The sequence below is a fragment of the Paraburkholderia flava genome (assembly GCF_004359985.1).
Taxonomy (GTDB): domain Bacteria; phylum Pseudomonadota; class Gammaproteobacteria; order Burkholderiales; family Burkholderiaceae; genus Paraburkholderia; species Paraburkholderia flava.
Map to the genome: position 1 here is coordinate 503,484 of NZ_SMRO01000004.1, position 19,565 is coordinate 523,048.

Consider the following 19,565-nt stretch of genomic DNA (forward strand, 5'->3'; position numbering starts at 1 on the left):
GAGCGTCGCCATGAGTGATGTGCGCCACCATCTGAGCCCACGCGACCGCACCGAGCTGCTGTGCTGGCTGACCTGCGGAAGCCTCGGTGCCTTCTATCTGAACGAGTCCTGGCCGGACGCGTCGTTTCACGTGCAGGCCGCGCACAAGTGGCTCGACCGGCACCGGTGCGAAGCCGACTGGCTGAGCGTCGCGCGGCTGTCTGCACTTGCGCTCGAAATCGCGCGACAGCACGCGTGGTTCATCGACGCGGCATGGGCACGCGACGCCGTCGAGGAAATTCTCGACACCGACGATCTGAACTTTGAAGCGCGGCTGGTTGTCCAGGTGCTGGCGGACTGCGAACGCGCGCTGGCGGAGAAGCGGCCGAATGACTGAGCGCCAGTCGATCGTCAGCGCCCCGGCGACAGAATCATCCCGTTGATCGAGCACTCCACCGCATCGACATACGACTGCGCGACGACCTGAGCGGGTAAGCCCGGCGTCGGGTCGAGCTTCAACTGCAGCAGCGTCTCGCGGACCCAGCCGGGGCTCACCGCATTCACGCGCAGACCGCGCGGCAGATCCGGCGCCGCGCCCTTCACGAAACCCTCCAGCCCTTCATTGACCAGACGACCGAGCGCGCTGCCTTTGAGCGGCCCGTCGAAACGGCCGCTCGTCAGCGTGACCGAGCCGCCGTCGCGCAACGACGTCAGCCCGTGACGAACCAGCGCGATCTGGCCGAGCAATTTGGCCTGCATCCCTTCGCGGATGAAGTCTTCGGTCAGATAGTCGAGCGGACAGAGCGGCGCGCTCGCCGCACAGCAGACGATCGCATCGATCGCGCCGATCTGTGAGAACAGCGCATCGATCGAACGGGCGTCGGTGAGATCGATTTTCAACGCGCCATTGCGCGACGCACGCACGATCTCGTGACGCGCTTCCAGCCGCGCCGCGACCGCCGTTCCGATCGTGCCACCCGCGCCGATCAACAGGATCTTCATCGGACTCTCCTTGCGGCGTATGCCGCGCTTCCTTCGTGACTACCGGCAGCCGAGAAACAGCTTGTACACCGGATTGTCGCTCTCTTCCCAGTACGGGTAACCGAGCGTCGCGAGAAAGCGGACGAATTCGGCGTGATCGGTGTCGGGTACCTGGATGCCGACCAGGATCGAACTGTAGTCGGCGCCCTGGTTCCGATAGTGGAACAGGCTGATGTTCCAGTCCGGCGCCATCGACGACAGGAACTTCATCAGCGCGCCGGGACGCTCCGGAAACTCGAAGCGGAACATCCGCTCGTCGCGTGCGAGCGGCGAGCGTCCGCCCACCATGTAGCGGATGTGCTGCTTCGACAGTTCATCGCCCGTCAGGTCGACGGTCGCGAAGCCGTGTGCCTCGAAGCTCGCCGCGATCTGCGCCGGCTCCTCGCGGTTGCGGATCTGCACGCCGACGAAGATGTGGGCGGCCTGCGCATCGGCGATCCGGTAGTTGAATTCCGTGACGCTGCGCGTGCTGCCCACCAGTTCGCAGAAACGCCGGAAGCTGCCGCGTGCTTCGGGGATCGTCACCGCGAACACCGCCTCGCGCGCTTCACCCACTTCCGCACGCTCCGCGACGAAGCGCATCCGGTCGAAGTTCATGTTCGCGCCGGAGGTGACGGCCACCAGCGTCTGTCCTTCGATCCCTTCGCGCTCCGCGTACTGCTTGGCTCCCGCCACCGATAAGGCACCGGCCGGCTCAAGCACACTCCGCGTGTCCTGGAACACGTCCTTGATCGCAGCGCACAGCGCGTCGGTGTCCACCACCAGTACGTCGTCCAGATACGCCTGACACAGCCGGAACGTTTCCTCGCCGACGAGCTTCACAGCCGTGCCATCGGAGAACAGACCGACTTCAGCAAGCGTGACCCGCTCGCCTGCCTTCAGCGACTGCGCCATCGCACATGAGTCTTCGGTCTGTACGCCGATCACCTTGATCTCGGGGCGCACCGCTTTCACGTACGCGGCGATCCCTGCGGCGAGCCCACCCCCGCCGATCGGTACGAAGATCGCGTGGATTGGTCCCTGGTGCTGGCTGAGGATTTCCATCGCGACGGTTCCCTGACCGGCGATCACGTGCGGATCGTCGAACGGGTGGACGAAGGTCAGGCCACGCTCCTGCTGCAATTGCAGCGCGTGTGCATACGCATCGCTGTACGACTCGCCGATCTGCACGACCTCAACGGTCGGACCGCCGTGCGCGCGTACTGCGTCGACCTTCAACTGCGGCGTGGTCACGGGCACCACGATTACCGCCTTCACACCCATGCGTGCCGCCGATAGCGCGACACCCTGCGCATGATTGCCCGCCGACGCGGTAATCACACCACGTGCGAGCGCATCGGGCTCGATGTGGGCCATTCGGTTATAAGCGCCGCGCAGCTTGAACGAGAACACCGGCTGGTTGTCCTCGCGCTTCAGATAGACCGTGTTGCCCAGTCGTGCCGACAGCGCACGCGCCGGTTCCAGCTCCGTCTCGCGCGCAACGTCGTACACCTTCGCGGTGAGGATTTTTTTCAGGTAGTCGTAGGGCGCGGGAACGGCGTCGGTATCCGTGTCGGTGTCGACGGTTTCCGTGCGCTCGGGCGCGAGGACAGCAAGTGAGGACAAGGCAAACTCCTGGTTCGAAAGGTTCAGCACCAGGAGGCGGAAACAAAAAACCCGCCTCGTGGGGCGGGTTGTTGTGCAGACCGTAAGACGCGCGCTAACCCACCATTCGTAGAATGGAGCGAATAATCAGCGCGATCGGATGGGCCTGGCGGTTCATGGGTTCGATCTTCGTCGATCGGTGGATGGGTTGTCAATCCCGGGCTGCAATCATTTCGTTCGCGACAGCGCGAGCCACAGCCCACCGCCGATCAACGTCGCGCCGCTCGCGCGACTCATCCAGCGCACCCGCCGACGCGACAACGACGCCCCCGCGCGCGAACCGAGCAGCGCGTACGAGCTGTCGGACAGCGCGGCGACGACCATCGACGTCGCGCCCATGATCAGCACCTGCACCGTGAAGCCGCGAGCCGGATCGATGAACTGCGGGAAGAACGCGCCGAAGAACAGCAGCGTCTTCGGATTGCTGAGCGACACCACGAAGCCCTGCAGAAAGAATCCGCCGCGCGGTTTGCGGGGCGCGGACCCTGCATCAAGATCGCCGGAAGCCGTCAGCAGTTTCCAGCCGAGCCACACCAGATAAGCCGCGCCGGCAAGACGCACCCACGTGAACCACTCGCCCATCGCCGCGACCAGCGACGACAACCCGAGCAGCACGACGCCCACCATCACGACGAGCCCGACCTGAATTCCCGCGACGTTCAGCAGCCCCGCACGGCGTCCATGACGCATGCTGTTCGCGACGACCAGCGTCACCGCCGGACCCGGCACGATCACGATGACGATGCAGGCCAGCAGAAAAGCGAGATAGACGGACAGGGACATGACAGGCTCCGGCGAAGGGTGGCAGTGACGATGAGCCTATCGTCTCATCGGGCGGCGGGCATTTCAACTGCTGCGCTTCGTAGTCACGTCACTGCGAGGTCACGTGAAATGCCGCTTCATCTCATCCTGAAAACAGCCCGACCCATCCTGCGCGGCGCGGCCGTCCTTCAGCGCGGCAAGCAACGACGCCGGAAATCGATCGTCGCCGATATCGGCCACCCGTTGCAGGATCTCGTCCTGCGCGTCGCGCCGAAATTGCGCGATCTGTTCGGCGGAATCGCGCCGCCACTCGAAACCCTTGTCGTTGTACATCGCGACGCTGCCGAGCAGGTCGATCAGTTTTTGCACCTGCGATTCAGCCACGTCTCTCTCCCCTCGACCGACTTATCCCCATCTTCTGTTCGCAACACTGTGGATAAGCGGCTGCAATCCCACGTAACCGCTTGATCCTGAACGACTGTGTGCGCGCGGCGCGCGGATGGGCACACGCTATGCGCAAAGCGAAAACGCCTCGCGACGCGCAATCTCGTCGTTGCCGTACACGCCCGCAGCAGTGCAGTCGGTCGCGACGCATTCGAACGTGCTGTCCTGAAACGTGAACACGAAGTGGCGCAGGCGGTTCGTCTCCGACGGCGGCCCCCACGAATCTCGCACCAGCGAAGCGTTCAGCACTTCGTGCGCCGCATACGGACGCAGCCCGCGCGACGCGAGCGGATGCGCAGCGAGATCACCATCGTGCGGCGGCCCGAACTGATGGAACGCCGCGTCGCTCAGCACGACGACGCAGAACGGCTCGTCGTCTTCGGCGAACGGGCCGAGCCGGTCGTACTCGCTCTCACCGATCCGGTATGCGATCGCCACGCGCCGCTCGTTGGCGACCATGAAAGGGTCCGACGCATCGGCGGCGGGAACGGGAACGTCATCGAGCAGGACCACGTGGTCTTCGTCGGTGGAATCGACGGCTTCGGTCATCGGGTTTTACCTTTTACCTTTCACTTGACAGCGTTGAACGGGGTGCGGCATCGCGGCGGCGCTGCAACGCGAAGACCACCACGACGAAAGCCTGAAAGTAATGCCGCTGGACGATGGCCGTCAACAACCGGTGACGCGCGTTACACTGCGCGAGTCAGCCTTACCCCCATCGTTTCAGTCCTTGTCCTGATGAGCACCTCGCCTCGCACCGCCCTCTCCACCCTGCTACGCGACATCCGCGCGTGCACCGTCTGCGCCGCGCATCTTCCGCTCGGGCCACGGCCGATCGTGCGTGCATCGGTGGATGCGCGCGTGCTGATCGTCGGCCAGGCGCCCGGTGCGCGCGTGCATGCGAGCGGCATTCCGTGGGACGACGCGAGCGGCAAGCGGCTGCGTCAATGGCTCGGCGTCGACGATGCAACCTTCTACGACGAGACCCGCATCGCACTTGTGCCGATGGGCTTCTGCTATCCGGGCAAAGGACGCAGCGGCGACAATCCACCGCGTCCCGAGTGCGCGCCGCTGTGGTTCGAGCGGCTGCGCTCGGCGATGCCGCGTATCGAACTGACGGTGCTGATCGGTCAGTATGCGCAGCGGCATGTGCTCGGTGCTCAGCGCCATGTGTCACTGACCGAGACGGTCGCCGCGTGGCGCGAGCATGGCCCGTCGATGGTCGCGCTGCCGCATCCGTCGCCGCGCAATATCGCGTGGTTCAAGCGTCATCCGTGGTTTGATGACGAGATCGTGCCGATGTTGCGCGAGCGGGTCGCGGAGGTTTTGGTGGAGTGAGGGGCGGCGGTGTTGCGATGGGCGTGTCGCCGCATCTACAGCGAAAGCTTGTAGCCCTCATGACTCGCGACGAACCCGAGCCGATCGTAGAACCGCTGCGCATCGATACGGCGTTTGTCTGTCGTCAACTGCACAAGCCCACAACCGCGCGAACGGCATTGATCGACGGCCCACTCGATCATCCGCTGCCCAAGACCGGAAGCACGGCGAGGCACCGCAACACGCACCGCTTCGATCTGGCCGCGCCACATGCCGTGCCGCGCGATGCCGGGAACGAACGAGAGCTGCAACGTCCCGATCACTTCGTCACCATCGACGGCCACCACCAGACGCTGGTTCTTATCCGCTTCGATCGCATGAAAGCCGGCGACGTAGACGGCATCGAGCGGCGTCGAGAGATTCTCGCGCTCGTGGCCGAGTGAATCGTCTGCCAGCAGCGCGACGATCGCGGGAAGATCGGCAAGCGTGGCCGAGCGGAAAACGATCTGTTCCAAGTGCGAACTCCTGAAGCTTGAACAACTATCTTGCGTGGAAACGGTAGCCGAAGCCCCGTGGGTAAAACCTGAACGCCGCCAGCGGACTTGCAGGCTCGTCGCAGCGGTCGCGGCGCGCGTTCACCGGAAAGTCCGTGCGCGTCGCTCAGCGTATCGGCGATCGGGCAACCTGCACAGCCACACATCGAGGAAAGCGCTCCATTGTAATGACGTCCCGCCTCAAACAGCGATAACCGACCATTCGAATGGTATAGCCGCCGCATATATCAACTGCGTTTCGAATGTATTTTTCATCTGGATCGCGTTGCACTACGATGACGGCGCCCCACCGTTCGTTCGCCATCCGGCAAGGAGTATTCGAGTGCTTTCTCATCGCATCGCTGCGACCGTCGCGTCCGTCGCCGTCATCGCGGCCTGCTGGGCCCACACCGCGCAAGCCGCGCAGGACGAGTCCACACCACGCATCGCCGTCACGCAGACCGTCGAAGACCTCCCGCTCGATAACGGCAACTTCCAGCGCGTGCTGTACTACGGGCCCGAATCCACGGTGCGCGGCGTGATCGTGATGTTTCCCGGCGGCGCCGACGACATCGGCATCGAACGCAACGGCACGATCCGCGAAGGCAACAACTTTCTCGTGCGGACCCGCGAACGCTGGGCACGCAAGGGCTATGCGGTGGTCATCGTCGATGCGCTCGATCGTCAGTCGATGCGCGGTCAGCGCAGCACGTCCGCGTACGTCCCGGTGCTGAAGAAGATCGTCGCGTTCGCGCACCGGCACACCGATGCGCCGGTCTGGGCGATGGGCACGAGCCAGGGATCGATCGCCGCGATGAGCGCCGCGTCGCATGCGGAGCCGGGCCAGCTTGCGGGCGTCGTACTGACGGAATCCGTGTCGATCCTGGGCCGCTCGGGTGAGACGGTATTCGATGCGCAGCCGGAAAACGTCCGCGTGCCCGCGCTCGTCGTCGCGAATGCCAGCGACGCCTGCAAGGTCGCGCTGCCGACGATGGCCGACAAGATCGCGAAATCGATGCGCAACACGCACGTTACCGTGCTGCACGAACAGGGCGGCGACGCCGCGACGCCGAACACCTGCGGGTCGCTGTCGCCGCACGGCTACTATGGGATCGAGGACAAGGTCATCGACGACATCGTGGGCTGGATGCGCGAGACGGAAAAGGCATCGACGAACTGAAGCAAACTGACGCGCATTGAAACGCATCGAAGCGAATTAAAGAGCAAGACCCGGAGTGTACGAACGTGGTATCGGGACTAACGTAGCGGTATGGGTGCAGCGCAGTCGCCGCGCCCCCCACCACCGATACTGATTTCGATTCCGGGAGCCGTCATGAAGCTTCATCTGACCACGATCGCCACGCCGCTCGACGACATGCTGCTCGTCACCGACGAGTCCGCGCATATTCACGCATTCGAATTCGCCGATCACCGCGCGCGGCTGCATCGTCTGCTGCGCGCACGCTACGACACCTACGAACTGATCGACGCGCCGCCGTCGCCCACACACGTCACGGCAATCGACCGCTACTTCGCCGGCGATCTGCACGCGCTCGATTCGCTCGTCACCGATACCGCAGGCTCCGATCTCGAACGCCGCGTATGGGTTGCACTGCTCGAGATCCCACCAGGCCGCACGAAAACTTATGGCGAACTCGCACGCGCACTCGGCTTCACCGATCCGCGCGCAGCGATCGATATCGGTGCGGCCGTCGGCGCGAATCCGGTCGAGGTGATCGTGCCGTGTCATCGCGTGATCGGCAGCAACGGTGAACTGAAGGGTTATGCAGGCGGCCCGCATCGCAAGCGCTGGCTGCTCGAACATGAAGGCGCGCTGGCTCCGGTGAACGATCTGTTTGCTGCACGTTGAGCAAAGACGTCATGCCGCGATGCCGATCGGCGTTGCTCAGACGTCACGCCATCGCATCGCGTGTGCGGTAGCGTACACATCGAACGCCCCGCTCCGCGGTTCGCGAATCCGAAGCGGGCGCCGTACGCGCGCATCGCGCACGCCCGGGCCTATGTTTGAAACGGTAATACCCGCGCGCTGCCGAGAGGCCACAGCGACGTTCTTTCATCTTGTTCGAAGCACGCGAACCCAGTAGCTTAGGTCATGCGCTTCCCCAAAAGCGCGTGTGTGATCTTTAGCGGCCTCGTCGTTTGTCGACGAGGCTTTTTTCTAACCACCGCGTGCTCACACTCAATCGCGATCAGGCGCCCCAAGCGGAAACAGCGGCCTATACGGCCGGGCCTCATCGACCGCACGCGCAAACGACGGCCGCGCGAGCAGCCGGTTCCGGTACGCGATCACGTTCACGAACGACGCATCGATCCGGTGCGACCAGTCCGCGTAAAACAGCGACGGCGCCGCCGCACAATCGGCGAGACTGAAACGGTCGCCTGCCGCCCACTCGCGATCAGCCATCGTCCGGTCGAGCCATGCGTATGCGGTATCGAGCATCGCGCACGCATCGGCGACGCTGCGCGGGTCGCGCTCCGTCGCCGGACGCAACGCGTCGTAGACGATCCCCTGCTGCGGTGTCGACACGTAGTTGTCGAAGAAGCGGTCCATCTCGCGGACCTCGAGCGCGGCGTGCGGATCAGCGGGCAACAGCGCGACAGGCCCCGGATAATGCAGCCCGAGATACTCGACGATGATCGACGCCTCGGTCACCACGCACGCACCATCGACCAGCAGCGGAAAACGCTTCATCGGCCAGAGACCGGCGAATTCGGCCATCAGTTGCGGATTGTCGTGCGCGAGCACGCGCCATTCGAACGGCGTGTCGTTTTCGTACAGCGCGATCAGCGCCTTCTGGCAATAAGAGGAAAAAGGATGGGCATAGAGCTTCAGGGGCATCGTCGTCACCTTGCGTCGTGAAAGAAACGCGACCCCATTGCCATTGCAGCAGCGAACAGGCCGCACTCCACCTGACGACGAAGGAACGAGACGGAAATCGACATCCGCCCGATAGATTTTTTGCGGCAGCCTGCGTGCCGCTGTACCGCGACCGAAACGCTAGGCGTCGGTGACGAACACATGGATGGGGTTGTCGACGGGCAGCACGAAGTCGTTGATCCGGCCCGCGCGCAGATCGAACAGCAGGTGCTCGACGGCGGCGAGCGTCGGATTCGGCGCGGCCGCACCCGCGCCGCGCGACGTGAGGTCGTTGCGTATTTCCAGAAGCCGCGCCACTGCGCGACCGCGAAGCATGAACATCTGTTCCATCGTTGCCCCCGCATTGCCCGGGCGATACCCGCAGCGGCGCGAGCCAGTGCTTCACTCTGCCGGTCATTCGTATGAAGTAGTCTACCGCAGGCAATCTGAAATGGTGCGGAGCGTCGCGTCCCCCCGCTGCAGCGCGCATTGCCTCGCCACACCGCACGTCATACTCTGGACACTTCCCCAATCAGGGCCGCCCCGATGACCTCACCCATTTCCGATCTACGCGTACTGCTCGCATCGATGCAACCGGTACTCGACGACCGTCAGGTCGCATTCGTATCGATCGATGTAAAAGCGGAGGTGTCGTGGGATCCGCTCGGCCCTGACGTCGTGGCGACGTTTCGCGAGCGGGAAGGTTTGACGTTGATCGTCGAACTGAACGCGGCGTTAAAAAGCGGCGTGCCGATCCTGTTTCGCGCCGCGTGGATCACGCTGACCGTCCACTCGGATCTCGAAGCGGTCGGTCTAACAGCGGCGTTCGCGAATGCGCTCGGTGCAGAGGGAATCAGCTGTAATGTGGTCGCGGCTGCGTATCACGATCACATCTTCGTGCCGCTAGCCGACGCGCAGCGGGCAATGGCCGCGCTTGAACGGTTGCAGCGCGACTCGGCGGCCCAGACATCGCGCTAACTGAAACGAAAATGAAGCGAAAGGCGCAGCAGCACCTGTGAATCAAACCACGTTCAATAAGCAAAGCTGATCGGCAACCCACCACGCGGATGCGGAACCGTACCCATAGGCACGCCGTAGATCGCACCGAGCGTCTCACCGTCGATCAGTTGCGCAGCCGGCCCGTTCGCGAGCAGCCGGCCGCCCTTCAACGCGATCAGGTCGTCGCAAAAGCGACCCGCCATGTTGATATCGTGCAGCACGACGACAACGCCGAGCCCGCGTTGCTGACTCAAATTACGCACGAGGTCGAGCACTTCGAGCTGATGCGCGATATCGAGCGCCGAAATCGGTTCGTCGAGCAGCAGGCATTCGCTGTCCTGCGCGACCAGCATCGCGATCCACGCACGCTGCCGTTCGCCGCCGGAAAGACTGTCGACGGTGCGGTCCGCGAAGCGCAGCAGATCGGTGAGCTGCATCGCTTCGTGCACCTTGTCGCCATCACGCGACGTGAAGCGACCGAGCGCGCCGTGCCACGGATAGCGGCCGAGCGCGACCAGCTCGCGCACGGTCATCCCTTCGGCAGCCGGCGGCTGCTGCGGCAGATACGCAACCTTGCGCGCGAACGCACGGCTCTCCCAGTCGCGCAGCGAGCATCCGCCGAAGCGCACGGTGCCGCTCATCGGTTCCTGCTGGCGCGCGAGCAGCTTGAGCAGCGTGGATTTGCCCGAGCCGTTGTGGCCGATCAAACCGCACACGCGCCGCGTCGGCAGCGTGAGGGTCAGCGGATGCAGCAGCGTGCGCCCACCGACGCCGAACGATACTTCGTCGAGTTCGTACATCGGCGCATCGGCCGTGTGGTGGCTGACTTCGGTGGAGGCCGCTTCGAGCAGCGAAGGGTTCGCGTTCATGGTGAATCCGTTCAGGTCGCGGACGCGACGAGCGGGCCCTGCTGCACGTCGCGCGTCTGCGCCGTGCCATGATAACCAGCCTGCAGTTCATCGCCGCGACCCTGTTCGGCCACCTGGCCGAAATCGAGCTTGATGTAGCGATCGGCGAGATGGAAATAGCGGTCGTCGTGGGTAATCACGAGGACGGTCTTGCCCTTGGCCTGCAACTCCGGCAGCAGGCGTTTATAGAACACGTCCTTGAACAGCGGGTCCTGGTCGGCGGCCCATTCGTCGAACACGTAGAACGGCCGGTCCTCCAGATACGTGACGAGCAGCGCGAGCCGCTTGCGCTGCCCTTGCGACAGATCGATCGTCGAGAACGCGCCGTCCTTGATCGTCACCTTGTGGTCGAGCTGCAGGTACTTCAGATATTCCAGCGCCTTGCCGTCGACGTCGGCGGACTGAATCCCGAGCAGGCTATCGAACAGGAAGAAGTCGCTGAAGACGACCGAGAAGTGCTGGCGATAAACGTCGGCATCCGCTTCGTCGACCGGCTTGCCGTTCAGCAGGATACGACCGCCCTCGGGCGGATAGAGGCCGACCAGCATCTTCGCGAGCGTGGTCTTGCCGCTGCCGTTGCCGCCGATCAGATAGACGATCTCGCCGGGCTTGAACGACAGGTTCACCGGTCCCAGCGTGAACATCTCGTTTTCCTTTTCGCGGAAGTAACGATGCATGACGCCGTCGAGCACGATGCTCTCGAACGACGCGGGGGCTTTCGCCGGCTTCGCGGTGTCGAGCGGCAGATCGGCATTGACCTTCTCGATCCGCTCGAATGCGACCCGCGCCGAGCCGACGTTCGGAATCGCGGACAGCAGCGCCTCGATCGGCATGATCATGTACAGGAACACCATCGCGTAGCCGGACATCACGTGCACGTCGACCGGGAACAGCCGCGCGACGACGAACAGCGTAATGCCGATAAACGCGAGCAGGATGAAGCTGCCCCAGCTCGCGGCCGCCGCATACAGCACGTAGCCGCGCGTGCGCTGCACGCGCACCGCTTCGACGTTGGTCGCGAGCGTGTTGTCGATGAACGTCTCGCGGCGCTCGCGATGCAGCTTCAGTTCCTTCGCACCGTCAAAGAGCGCGCGGAAATGCTTGACGAGATCGTCCTCGCGGCTGCGCGATGCGCGCAGATGGAACAGCGCGCGCTTGTTCGCGAGCCGGAAACCAATCGAGCCGATGCAGATCGTGACGATCGCGAACAGCAGGATCTTCCACGACAGATAGCCGAGATACGTGAGGCAGCCGACGATCACCGCACCCTGCATCGCGAGTGCCGGCATGCTGATGAACAACATCACGATCGAGTCGAGGTCGCCGGTCAGCACGGAGATCGAACGCGCGGCGCCCTGCTGTTCGAGATGCCGGTACGACGCCTCGCCGATGCGGCGGATCGTGCGCATGCGCAGCGTCGCCTTCGCTTTCTGACCGAGATACATGAAGAGCGTCTGCGACAGCGTGCGCGTGAGCAGCACCACGACGCCGAGCGCGAGGAATTCCAGGCCGAGTACGCCGAGCCGCTCGCGCGACGCGCTGAGTGCCTGGTTGATCAGTGCGACCAGACCGGCGTTGCCGAAGCCGCTGATCAGGCTCGTCACCAGCGCGATGAACAGAATGCCGCGAGACTTACGGGCGAGTTGCAGAAGCAAGTGCATGGGACCTCTGATATGTGTACGTCATGAACCGGTTTAATCTCGCGAGCTGCGGATGAACATCGCAACGATCAGATAGGCGCCGCCCAGCAACGTGGCCATCACGCCCGCCGGCATTTCCTGCGGAAACACAACCCAGCGGCCGAGCCAGTCGGAGGCGACCATCAACGCCGCGCCGAACGCAGCGGAAATAAACAGCAGCGGCATCGCGCGCCGCACGCCGAGCAGGCGCGTCATGTGCGGTGCCATCAGACCGACGAACGACAGCGGACCGATCACCAGCGTCGCGGCGGCGGTGAGTAGCGCGCTCAGCAGCAGCAGCGTCACGCGCGCGACCGTGATGTTGACGCCGAGCCCCCGCGATACCGCGCCGCCGAGCGGCAGAATCTCCAGCCAGCGCCGGCAGAACGGCACCGCGACGAGCGCCGCCAGTGCCGCGACGGCCACGACGCCCGCCGCTGTCGCGCTGACGTTGTAGGTCGACCCTGCAAGCAGATTGTAGAGGATGATCACGCGCGGATCGTCGCTGGCCATCGCCAGCGTCGACACGGCCTGGAACACTGCGCTGATCGTCACGCCCGCCAGCACCAGCGTATCGGGTGCATATGACGAGGCGCGGGCAAACAGGATCAGCGCGCCGAGCGTAAGCACCGCGCCGCCCGCGCACCATATGAGGTACGTCGGCACGCCGGGATGCGCGGTCAGAAAAAGCGCGCCGGTCAGGCCGAGTGCGCCGCCGGCGGTGATGCCGAGCAGATCGGGACTCGCCATCGGATTGCCGGTCATCCGCTGGATCACGCCGCCAGCAAGCGCGAGCAGCACGCCGACGCCCATCGCCGCGACGACGTGCGGCCAACGCAGGAACAGCAGCGCGGCGACGCCCTGCGGTCCGCTGACGTGCCAGCCATCGAGTCCGCGTCCAACCGCAAGCGACAGCCCGATCGCGACCGCGAGCAGCACGATGCTCGACACGCTGATGGTAATCAATGCACGCGTCGACAGCGGCGCCGGCGATTGCACGACCGTACGCGTCAGATCGGGACGACCATGCAAGCGCCGCAACAGCAGCAGCAACAGCGGCGCACCGAGCAGCGTCGTCAGGGCGCCGGTCGGAATCGGCTGGCCGTACAGACCGGAGAACTGCTGCGCGAGCTGGTCCGCGAGCCACAGCAGCGCAGCGCCGAACAGCGGCGCCCACAGCATCCGGTCTTGCAATCGGCGCGCGCCTGCAAGACGCGCGAGCGTCGGCGCAGCCAGCCCGATGAAACCGATCACGCCGACCGCGCTGACGACGAACGCCGTCACGAGCAGCGTTAAAAACAGCGCCGCGCCGCGCGTGAAACGCAGCGACACGCCAAGACTGCTCGCCACCGCGTCGCCGACGTCGAACACCGCCATTGGACGCAGGCACAGCAGCATCAATGCCGCGCACGGCACGAGGCGGATCGCGAGCGCCTGCGCAACGCTCCAGTCGTGCTGGCCGAGCGAACCGCCGCCCCAGATCATCAGACCGCTCAGCAGATCGTAGTGCGAGATCGCGAGCGCGAGCGTCAACGCGCCGCAGCACAGGTTGACGATCATCCCGCCGAGGATCAGCGCAAGCGGCGAGATGCCGCGTCGCGCCGCGATCAGGAACACGACCGCGAGCGCGGTCGCGCCGCCCGCCAGCCCGACCACGTCGCGGCCCGAGTCGAGCAGCACCGGCGCATAGACCGTCGCGAGCGACATCGCGAGATAGGAGCCGGAGAACATGCCGAGCGTCATCGGTTCGGCGAGCGGATTGCGCAGCACCTGCTGGGTCACGACGCCGGCAACGCCGAGCGCCGCGCCGCACAGCAACGTTACGGCGATACGCGGCAGGTCGCCGTAGTGGACGAGCAGTTGCCGCAGGTCGTTCGGCGACGGATCGACGAGCGCCTGCCACCACAGCTGCGGCGGCAAACGTCCGCCCAGTTGATGCAGCGTCAGCAGCAGCGCCGCGATCGCGACGATGCTGACCGGCAGCAGCGGCATGCGCCGCGATGCCGCGAAAACGGGTGTCGCCACGCTCTTCACGCGGCCCCCGTCGTGCGGTCGGTCAGCGCACCGACGAGCGCGCGGGCGAAATACATCGCGGACGGCAGACCGCCATCGCGCGGAACGTCGGGCAGCACCAGCATGCGACGGCTCGTGACGAACGGCATCGCGTGCCATACCGGGCTGGTTTTCATCATCTTTGCGGCCAGAACGGGGAGCGGTTTCAGATACAGCAGCGTCGCGTCGGGTACGTCGCCGAGCGCGTCGATGCCGACGGTCGAGAACGCCGACGCGTTGGTCGTACGCTGCCATGCGTTGTGCAGGCCGAGCATCGCGAGCAGTTCGCCGTAGAAACTGTGCGCACCGAATACCCGCAGATGCGCTTCGTCGAGAAAACGCACCACGTAGAGCGGTGCCGTGCGCACGGCGGGCATCGCGGCGAGCGTCGCGCGTGCGGTATCGAGCGTCTTGTCCGTCTGCGCGAATAGCGTCGCGGCGCGCGCTTCGCAGTCGAGCATCCGCGCGAGCCGCAGCGTTTCCATCCGGGCGGCGGTGTACGGTGCGTCGGCCGCGCGATGGATGCCGAGCGTGACCGTCGGCGCGATCCGTTCGAGCGACTCACGCAGCGTCGCATGAGCGGGCGTGATCACGATCAGGTCGGGCTTCAGCGCGACCAGCAGTTCCATGTTCGGCTGGAACATCAGACCGAGATCGACGACCGACGCCGGCAGATCGCTCGCCGGATAGCTGTGCGCGAAGCCCTGCGTGTTCGCGATGCCGACCGGCACCACACCGAGCGACAGCACGATCTCCGTCAGCACCCAGTCGAGCACGACGACACGGCGCGGCGTAGGCGGCGTAGGCGACGTAGGCGACGTAGAGGCACGCGCGCAGTCGAAAGCCGCGGTCGCGGCAAACGCGCCCGCGCCCAGCAACGCGGTCAGCATCCCGCGTCGGTTCATTGCATCAGCTCGGAAAGAATGGACTGCATTTCATCGGTCAGGCGATCAGGTTCAGTCGTAGCGCGCGATTGCGCGGCGGCGACGGCGGCAGAAAACGCTTCGAGTGTCGGCGCGGCGAACAGCGCGGCGAGTTCGATGTCGACCGCGAGTTGCTGCGCGATGCGCCGCTGGACCCGCAGGCTGAAAATCGAATCTCCGCCGAGTTCGAAGAAGTTGTCGCTCCGTCCCACGCGCTCCACACCGAGCACATCGAGCCAGATGCGCGCGACCGTTTCTTCGAGTTCGCCTTGTGGCGCTTCGTACGCTTGCGTCGCTGCCGGCTCGCTCGCAGGCAACGCGCGCCGGTCCAGTTTGCCGTTCGGCGTAACCGGCAGGGCGTCGAGTATAACGATAGAAGCAGGCACCATGTGGTCAGGCAGGCGTTCGGCGAGCGCGGCCTTCAGTGCGGCAGCATCGAGCGTCGTCCCGCTTTGCGCGGCGACGAATGCAGCGAGTCGCGGCGCACCGGCCACCTCGCGTACGACAACCGCCGCTTCGCGTACACCGGCCTGCGCAAGCAGCGTCGCTTCGATCTCGCCGGGTTCGATGCGGAAACCTCGCACCTTCACCTGCTCGTCGGTACGGCCCACGTATTCGAGTTCGCCCGCGCGATTCCAGCGCGCGAGGTCGCCGGTGCGATAGAGCCGGCCGCCGTGCGCATCGAACGGATCGGGCACGAAGCGTTCGGCCGTGAGTGCCGAGCGATTCAGATAGCCGCGCGCGAGCCCCGTGCCGCCCAGATACAGTTCGCCGACGACACCCTGCGGCACCAGCGCAAGCGCCGGGTCCAGCACGTACGCGCGGCGCTCGCCGACTGGCGTGCCGATCGGCGCGTAAATACCCGTGCACTCGGTCGACGAATCGGCTTGCCACACCGTCGATGTAATCACCGTCTCCGACGGGCCATACGCATTGAAGATCCGCTCGGGCCGCAGATTCCGCTGCACGATCTCGAAGCCGCTACGCGACCACCCTTCCCCGCCGACGATGCAGGTCTTCACCGACACCGCGCCCGGCTCGATCTCCTGCGCGAATGCATTCGCATACGCGGGCGGCAGGTCGAGCACCGTGATCTGCTTTGTTGCGATCTCGTCGGCGAGACGCTGCGCGGCCCACACCGAATCGTCGCGCAGCACGACCGACGCGCCGCTGATCAGCGGCACGAGCCATTGCTCGCCGGCCGCATCGAAGCTGATCGACGAGAAGTGCAGTTGACGGTCGGCAGCAGTGATGCCGTAGCGGGCTGCGATGGCCTGGCAATGCATCGACAGCGCGCCGTGCGCAACGGCGACGCCCTTCGGCTTGCCCGTCGAGCCCGACGTGTAGATCACGTACGCGAGTTGATCGTCGTGCAGCGCCGCGAGCGGATTGCTGGAGAGTTCAGCGGATACGTCGAGCGTATCGAGATCCACGCAGGCGAGTTGCGCCGGCACCGGCACGCGTGCATGCAGATGCGACTGCGTGAGCAGCAGGCCAATGCCGCTGTCGTCGATCATGTGCGCGAGACGCTCGGCCGGGTACGCGGGATCGAGCGGCACGTACGCGCCGCCTGCTTTCAGCACGGCGAGCAGACCGACGATCATGTCGACCGAACGCTCGACCGCGAAGCCGACCCGTACTTCCGCTGCGACACCGAGACGAATCAAACGGTGCGCGAGGCGATTGGCTCGCTCGTTCAGCTCGCCGTAGTTCAGCGCGACGTCGCCGCAGAGCAGTGCGACCGCGTCGGGTTGCTGTTGTGCGTGCGCTTCGATCAGCGCGGGCACCGGTTGTTTCTGTGCAGGGTGCATCGTTGCTTGATGCTCGCCCAGCGCAATCAACGCACGCTGCTGTTTTTCATCGAGCAATGCGAGGTCGCCGAGCGGGCGATTCGTGGCATCTGCGGCCGCGAACGCGTTCAGCAATGCAGCTGTCTGCTGTGCAATGCCGGCGATCTCGTCGTCGGCGAATGCATTGCGGGCGAAGCGGTAGTCGAGCTTCAGCGTGTCGCTCTGCACGACGCCGAGCGTCAATGCGTAACTGGTTTCGTCCGACGCGCGAACGTTGGCGATGCTCAAGCCGCCCGGCGACGCTTCCTTCAACGCCTCATCGACCGGATAGTTTTCGAACACGACGACCGTATCGAACAGACTCTGTCCGTGCGAGCCGGCCCAGCGCTGGATGTCGTACAGCGGCGTATGCGCATGCTCCTGCGCAGCTAGCCCCTGTTGCTGCAGATCGCGCAGCCAGTCGCCGAGCCGCATGCCCGCGCGCGGTTCGGCGATCACCGGCAACGTGTTGATGAAGAGACCAAGCAGATGCGACACGCCGGGCAGTTCCGCCGGCCGGCCCGCGAGCGTCGCGCCGAACACCACCGACGATCGCTGCGTATAGCGATGCAGCAGCAGCGCCCACGCGGCCTGCACCAGTGTGTTCACCGTCACGCGCTCATGGCGTGCGAACGCGACGAGACGCGCGGTCGCGGCCGGATCGAGTTCGAGCGTGTGCGCCGCATGCGTGGCTTCGTCGCTGCGTGCAGGCTGGCCGCGGCGAACCGCATCGACAAGATAAGTCGGCTCGTCGAGACGTTCGAGCTGACGACGCCAGTGCGCTTCGCTCGCGTGCGTGTCGCGCGTTTGCAGCCAGCCGATGTAGTCGCGATAGCGACCGCCGTGCGCAGGCAAACGCTGTCCGCTGTAGTGACGCAGCACTTCGCTGAGCAGTTGCGAAACACTCCAGCCATCCATCAGCACGTGATGATGCGTCCACACGAAGTGATGCCGCTGCTCGCCTGTGCGGATCAGCACGATGCGTTGCAATGGTGCGCGCGTCACGTCGAAGCCTTCGGCGAGTTCGTGGTTCGCGAGGTCGTCGAGTGCGTTATGTGCCGCAGCGTTGCGGTCGCGCCAGTCGTGTTCGACGAACGGCACGTCGACCGAACGCGCGACCCATTGCAGCCAGCCCTCGCCTTGCGGCACGAACGCTGTACGCAGGATATCGTGCCGCGCCGCGACCTCGACCCATGCGGCGCGAAAGCGCTCGATGTCCAGCCCGTCGATGTCTGCGCGCAACTGGTTCAGATAAACACTGCGACCGGGCGAATACAGCGTATGGAACAGCATGCCCGACTGCATCGGCGACAGCGGATAGATCTCGGCGACGTCGTGCAGTGCCAGCGGCAGTGCATCGAGTTCGGGTTGGGTCAGAGCGGCGAGTTCGAAGTCGGATGGTGTTGCACCTGATGCGCCTGTTTCTCCGCTTGTGCAGTGGTCGATCAGTTGGGTTAGTTCGTTGTGGTACGCGGTGAGCAGTGCTTCTATGGTTTGTTCGTTGTATCGCTTGTTGCTGTAGCTGATCGTCAGCGTGAGCGCATCGTCGAGCACGCGGCCGTTGACGGACAGTGCGTAGACGAGCGGCGCGCTATCGTCCTGTGAGCGGCCCGGCGATTCTTTCGCGGGTTGCCAGGTGCTGGATTCGGAGAAGCTGCCGTCGAGCTGGCCCAGGTAGTTGAATACGACCTGTGAGGGGTCTGTCTGCTTGATGGTATGTGCCACGTTGCTCAGCACGCCGTAGCCCAGCCCTCGCTGCGGCACTGCGCGCAGACCCTCCTTCACGCGCTTTACTGCTTCACCCAGTTCTCCACCCGGCTCCAGACTCACCGGGTACACGCTCGTGAACCAGCCTACCGTGCGGCTGACTTCTGCTGTCTCGAATACGTCCTCTCGGCCGTGGCCTTCCAGGTCCAGCCGGATACGCTCCTGTCCCGTCCATCCGCATAGCGCTCGACCCAGTGCGGTGAGCAGCAGGTCGTTCACCTGTGTGCGGTACGCTGCTGGCGCCTGCTGCAGCAGGCGCTGTGTCTGGGTGCTGTCCAGCTTCAGGGTCGCCTGCTGACGGTCTGCGACACGGTTTGTGCCTGTGGGCATGTCGCACGGCAGCGTGGCCGGGGTCCGGTTCACTTCTTCCCAGTACTCGCGCTGGTTGTTGAGTGCGTCGCTTTGTGCGTACTGCTGCAGTTGCTGCGACCACCACTGGTATGAGTCCGTGCGGGCCGGGAGTGCTATCTCTTCTCCGCGTTGGATCTGCGCGCTCACCGTCTGCAGGTCCTCCAGCAGGATGCGCCACGACACGCCATCCACTACCAGGTGGTGGATCACCAGCAGCAACCGTGTGCTGCCGTCCTCTATCCGCATCAGTACCGCGCGCAGTAATGGGCCCTTTGTCAGGTCGAGGCTGCGCTGGGCGGCTTCGCTGTGTGCCTCGATCTGTGCAGCGTCTTTGGCCTCGCGAATCCACAGCAGGTCGGGTTGTGTCTGGGTTCCTGTTTCTGTCTGTGCGTACGCCTGCACCCACCGGCCTGCTGCATCCTGCGTGAAGCGCAGCCGCAGTGCGTCGTGGTGGTTTAT

18 protein-coding genes are annotated in these 19,565 nt (G+C 64.8%); 5 read left to right on the forward strand and 13 right to left on the reverse strand.

The window, feature by feature from the left end; translation table 11 throughout:
* Window positions 1-10 precede the first annotated feature (10 nt).
* Entirely contained in the window at window positions 11-376 is a 366-nt protein-coding gene (locus E1748_RS30250) for a hypothetical protein (RefSeq protein WP_133650981.1), read from the forward strand.
* A 14-nt stretch (window positions 377-390) separates the two neighbouring features.
* Here the strand turns inward: E1748_RS30250 and E1748_RS30255 are convergent, their stop codons facing one another.
* The 5 genes from E1748_RS30255 to E1748_RS30275 all read right to left on the reverse strand — a co-directional run bounded on the left by E1748_RS30255 (window position 391) and on the right by E1748_RS30275 (window position 4,419).
* Entirely contained in the window at window positions 391-981 is a 591-nt protein-coding gene (locus E1748_RS30255; RefSeq protein ID WP_133650982.1) for a short chain dehydrogenase, read from the reverse strand.
* 39 nt (window positions 982-1,020) lie between these two features.
* On the reverse strand, window positions 1,021-2,625 hold the full coding sequence (gene ilvA / locus E1748_RS30260) for a threonine ammonia-lyase, biosynthetic (protein ID WP_133650983.1): 1,605 nt from the start codon (window positions 2,623-2,625) through the stop codon (window positions 1,021-1,023).
* Between the two features lie 207 nt (window positions 2,626-2,832).
* Entirely contained in the window at window positions 2,833-3,447 is a 615-nt protein-coding gene (locus tag E1748_RS30265) for a LysE family translocator (protein ID WP_133650984.1), read from the reverse strand.
* Window positions 3,448-3,546: 99 nt separating this feature from the next.
* On the reverse strand, window positions 3,547-3,810 hold the full coding sequence (locus E1748_RS30270; RefSeq protein ID WP_133650985.1) for a hypothetical protein: 264 nt from the start codon (window positions 3,808-3,810) through the stop codon (window positions 3,547-3,549).
* 126 nt (window positions 3,811-3,936) lie between these two features.
* On the reverse strand, window positions 3,937-4,419 hold the full coding sequence (locus E1748_RS30275; protein ID WP_133650986.1) for a hypothetical protein: 483 nt from the start codon (window positions 4,417-4,419) through the stop codon (window positions 3,937-3,939).
* Between the two features lie 189 nt (window positions 4,420-4,608).
* Here E1748_RS30275 and E1748_RS30280 point away from each other — a divergent pair, with 189 nt between their 5' ends.
* Window positions 4,609-5,208: a uracil-DNA glycosylase family protein gene (locus E1748_RS30280; protein WP_133650987.1), complete on the forward strand. Its 600-nt coding sequence runs from the start codon at window positions 4,609-4,611 to the stop codon at window positions 5,206-5,208.
* A 35-nt stretch (window positions 5,209-5,243) separates the two neighbouring features.
* Here the strand turns inward: E1748_RS30280 and E1748_RS30285 are convergent, their stop codons facing one another.
* The gene (locus E1748_RS30285) at window positions 5,244-5,702 is read right to left on the reverse strand and encodes a GNAT family N-acetyltransferase (RefSeq protein WP_133650988.1); all 459 of its coding nucleotides are present in this window, start codon (window positions 5,700-5,702) and stop codon (window positions 5,244-5,246) included.
* Between the two features lie 361 nt (window positions 5,703-6,063).
* Between E1748_RS30285 and E1748_RS30290 the strand changes: the two genes are divergently transcribed.
* A complete protein-coding gene (locus E1748_RS30290) occupies window positions 6,064-6,900 on the forward strand; it encodes an alpha/beta hydrolase (protein ID WP_240766860.1) in 837 nt (278 codons plus the stop codon).
* 153 nt (window positions 6,901-7,053) lie between these two features.
* Complete coding sequence (locus E1748_RS30295) at window positions 7,054-7,590, forward strand: methylated-DNA--[protein]-cysteine S-methyltransferase (RefSeq protein WP_133650989.1); 537 nt, start codon at window positions 7,054-7,056, stop codon at window positions 7,588-7,590.
* Window positions 7,591-7,920: 330 nt separating this feature from the next.
* On the opposite strand, the gene E1748_RS30300 is transcribed toward E1748_RS30295, so the two are convergent.
* The gene (locus tag E1748_RS30300) at window positions 7,921-8,580 is read right to left on the reverse strand and encodes a glutathione S-transferase family protein (protein WP_133650990.1); all 660 of its coding nucleotides are present in this window, start codon (window positions 8,578-8,580) and stop codon (window positions 7,921-7,923) included.
* A 159-nt stretch (window positions 8,581-8,739) separates the two neighbouring features.
* Window positions 8,740-8,940, reverse strand: coding sequence for a hypothetical protein (locus E1748_RS30305; protein ID WP_133650991.1), 201 nt, complete (start codon window positions 8,938-8,940; stop codon window positions 8,740-8,742).
* A gap of 204 nt (window positions 8,941-9,144) precedes the next feature.
* Between E1748_RS30305 and E1748_RS30310 the strand changes: the two genes are divergently transcribed.
* Window positions 9,145-9,576 (forward strand): ACT domain-containing protein, encoded by a 432-nt coding sequence (locus E1748_RS30310; protein ID WP_133650992.1) that lies wholly within the window; start codon window positions 9,145-9,147, stop codon window positions 9,574-9,576.
* Window positions 9,577-9,629: 53 nt separating this feature from the next.
* On the opposite strand, the gene E1748_RS30315 is transcribed toward E1748_RS30310, so the two are convergent.
* The 5 genes from E1748_RS30315 to E1748_RS30335 all read right to left on the reverse strand — a co-directional run.
* On the reverse strand, window positions 9,630-10,466 hold the full coding sequence (locus E1748_RS30315) for an ATP-binding cassette domain-containing protein (protein ID WP_133650993.1): 837 nt from the start codon (window positions 10,464-10,466) through the stop codon (window positions 9,630-9,632).
* 11 nt (window positions 10,467-10,477) lie between these two features.
* Window positions 10,478-12,166 (reverse strand): cyclic peptide export ABC transporter, encoded by a 1,689-nt coding sequence (locus E1748_RS30320; RefSeq protein ID WP_133650994.1) that lies wholly within the window; start codon window positions 12,164-12,166, stop codon window positions 10,478-10,480.
* A 33-nt stretch (window positions 12,167-12,199) separates the two neighbouring features.
* Window positions 12,200-14,209, reverse strand: coding sequence for a Fe(3+)-hydroxamate ABC transporter permease FhuB (fhuB, locus tag E1748_RS30325; protein ID WP_166653659.1), 2,010 nt, complete (start codon window positions 14,207-14,209; stop codon window positions 12,200-12,202).
* Between the two features lie 5 nt (window positions 14,210-14,214).
* The gene (locus E1748_RS30330) at window positions 14,215-15,141 is read right to left on the reverse strand and encodes an iron-siderophore ABC transporter substrate-binding protein (protein ID WP_133650996.1); all 927 of its coding nucleotides are present in this window, start codon (window positions 15,139-15,141) and stop codon (window positions 14,215-14,217) included.
* Window positions 15,138-19,565: non-ribosomal peptide synthetase (locus tag E1748_RS30335; protein WP_133650997.1), on the reverse strand; the 4,428-nt coding region annotated here is incomplete at its 5' end. The genes E1748_RS30335 and E1748_RS30330, both read right to left, overlap by 4 nt.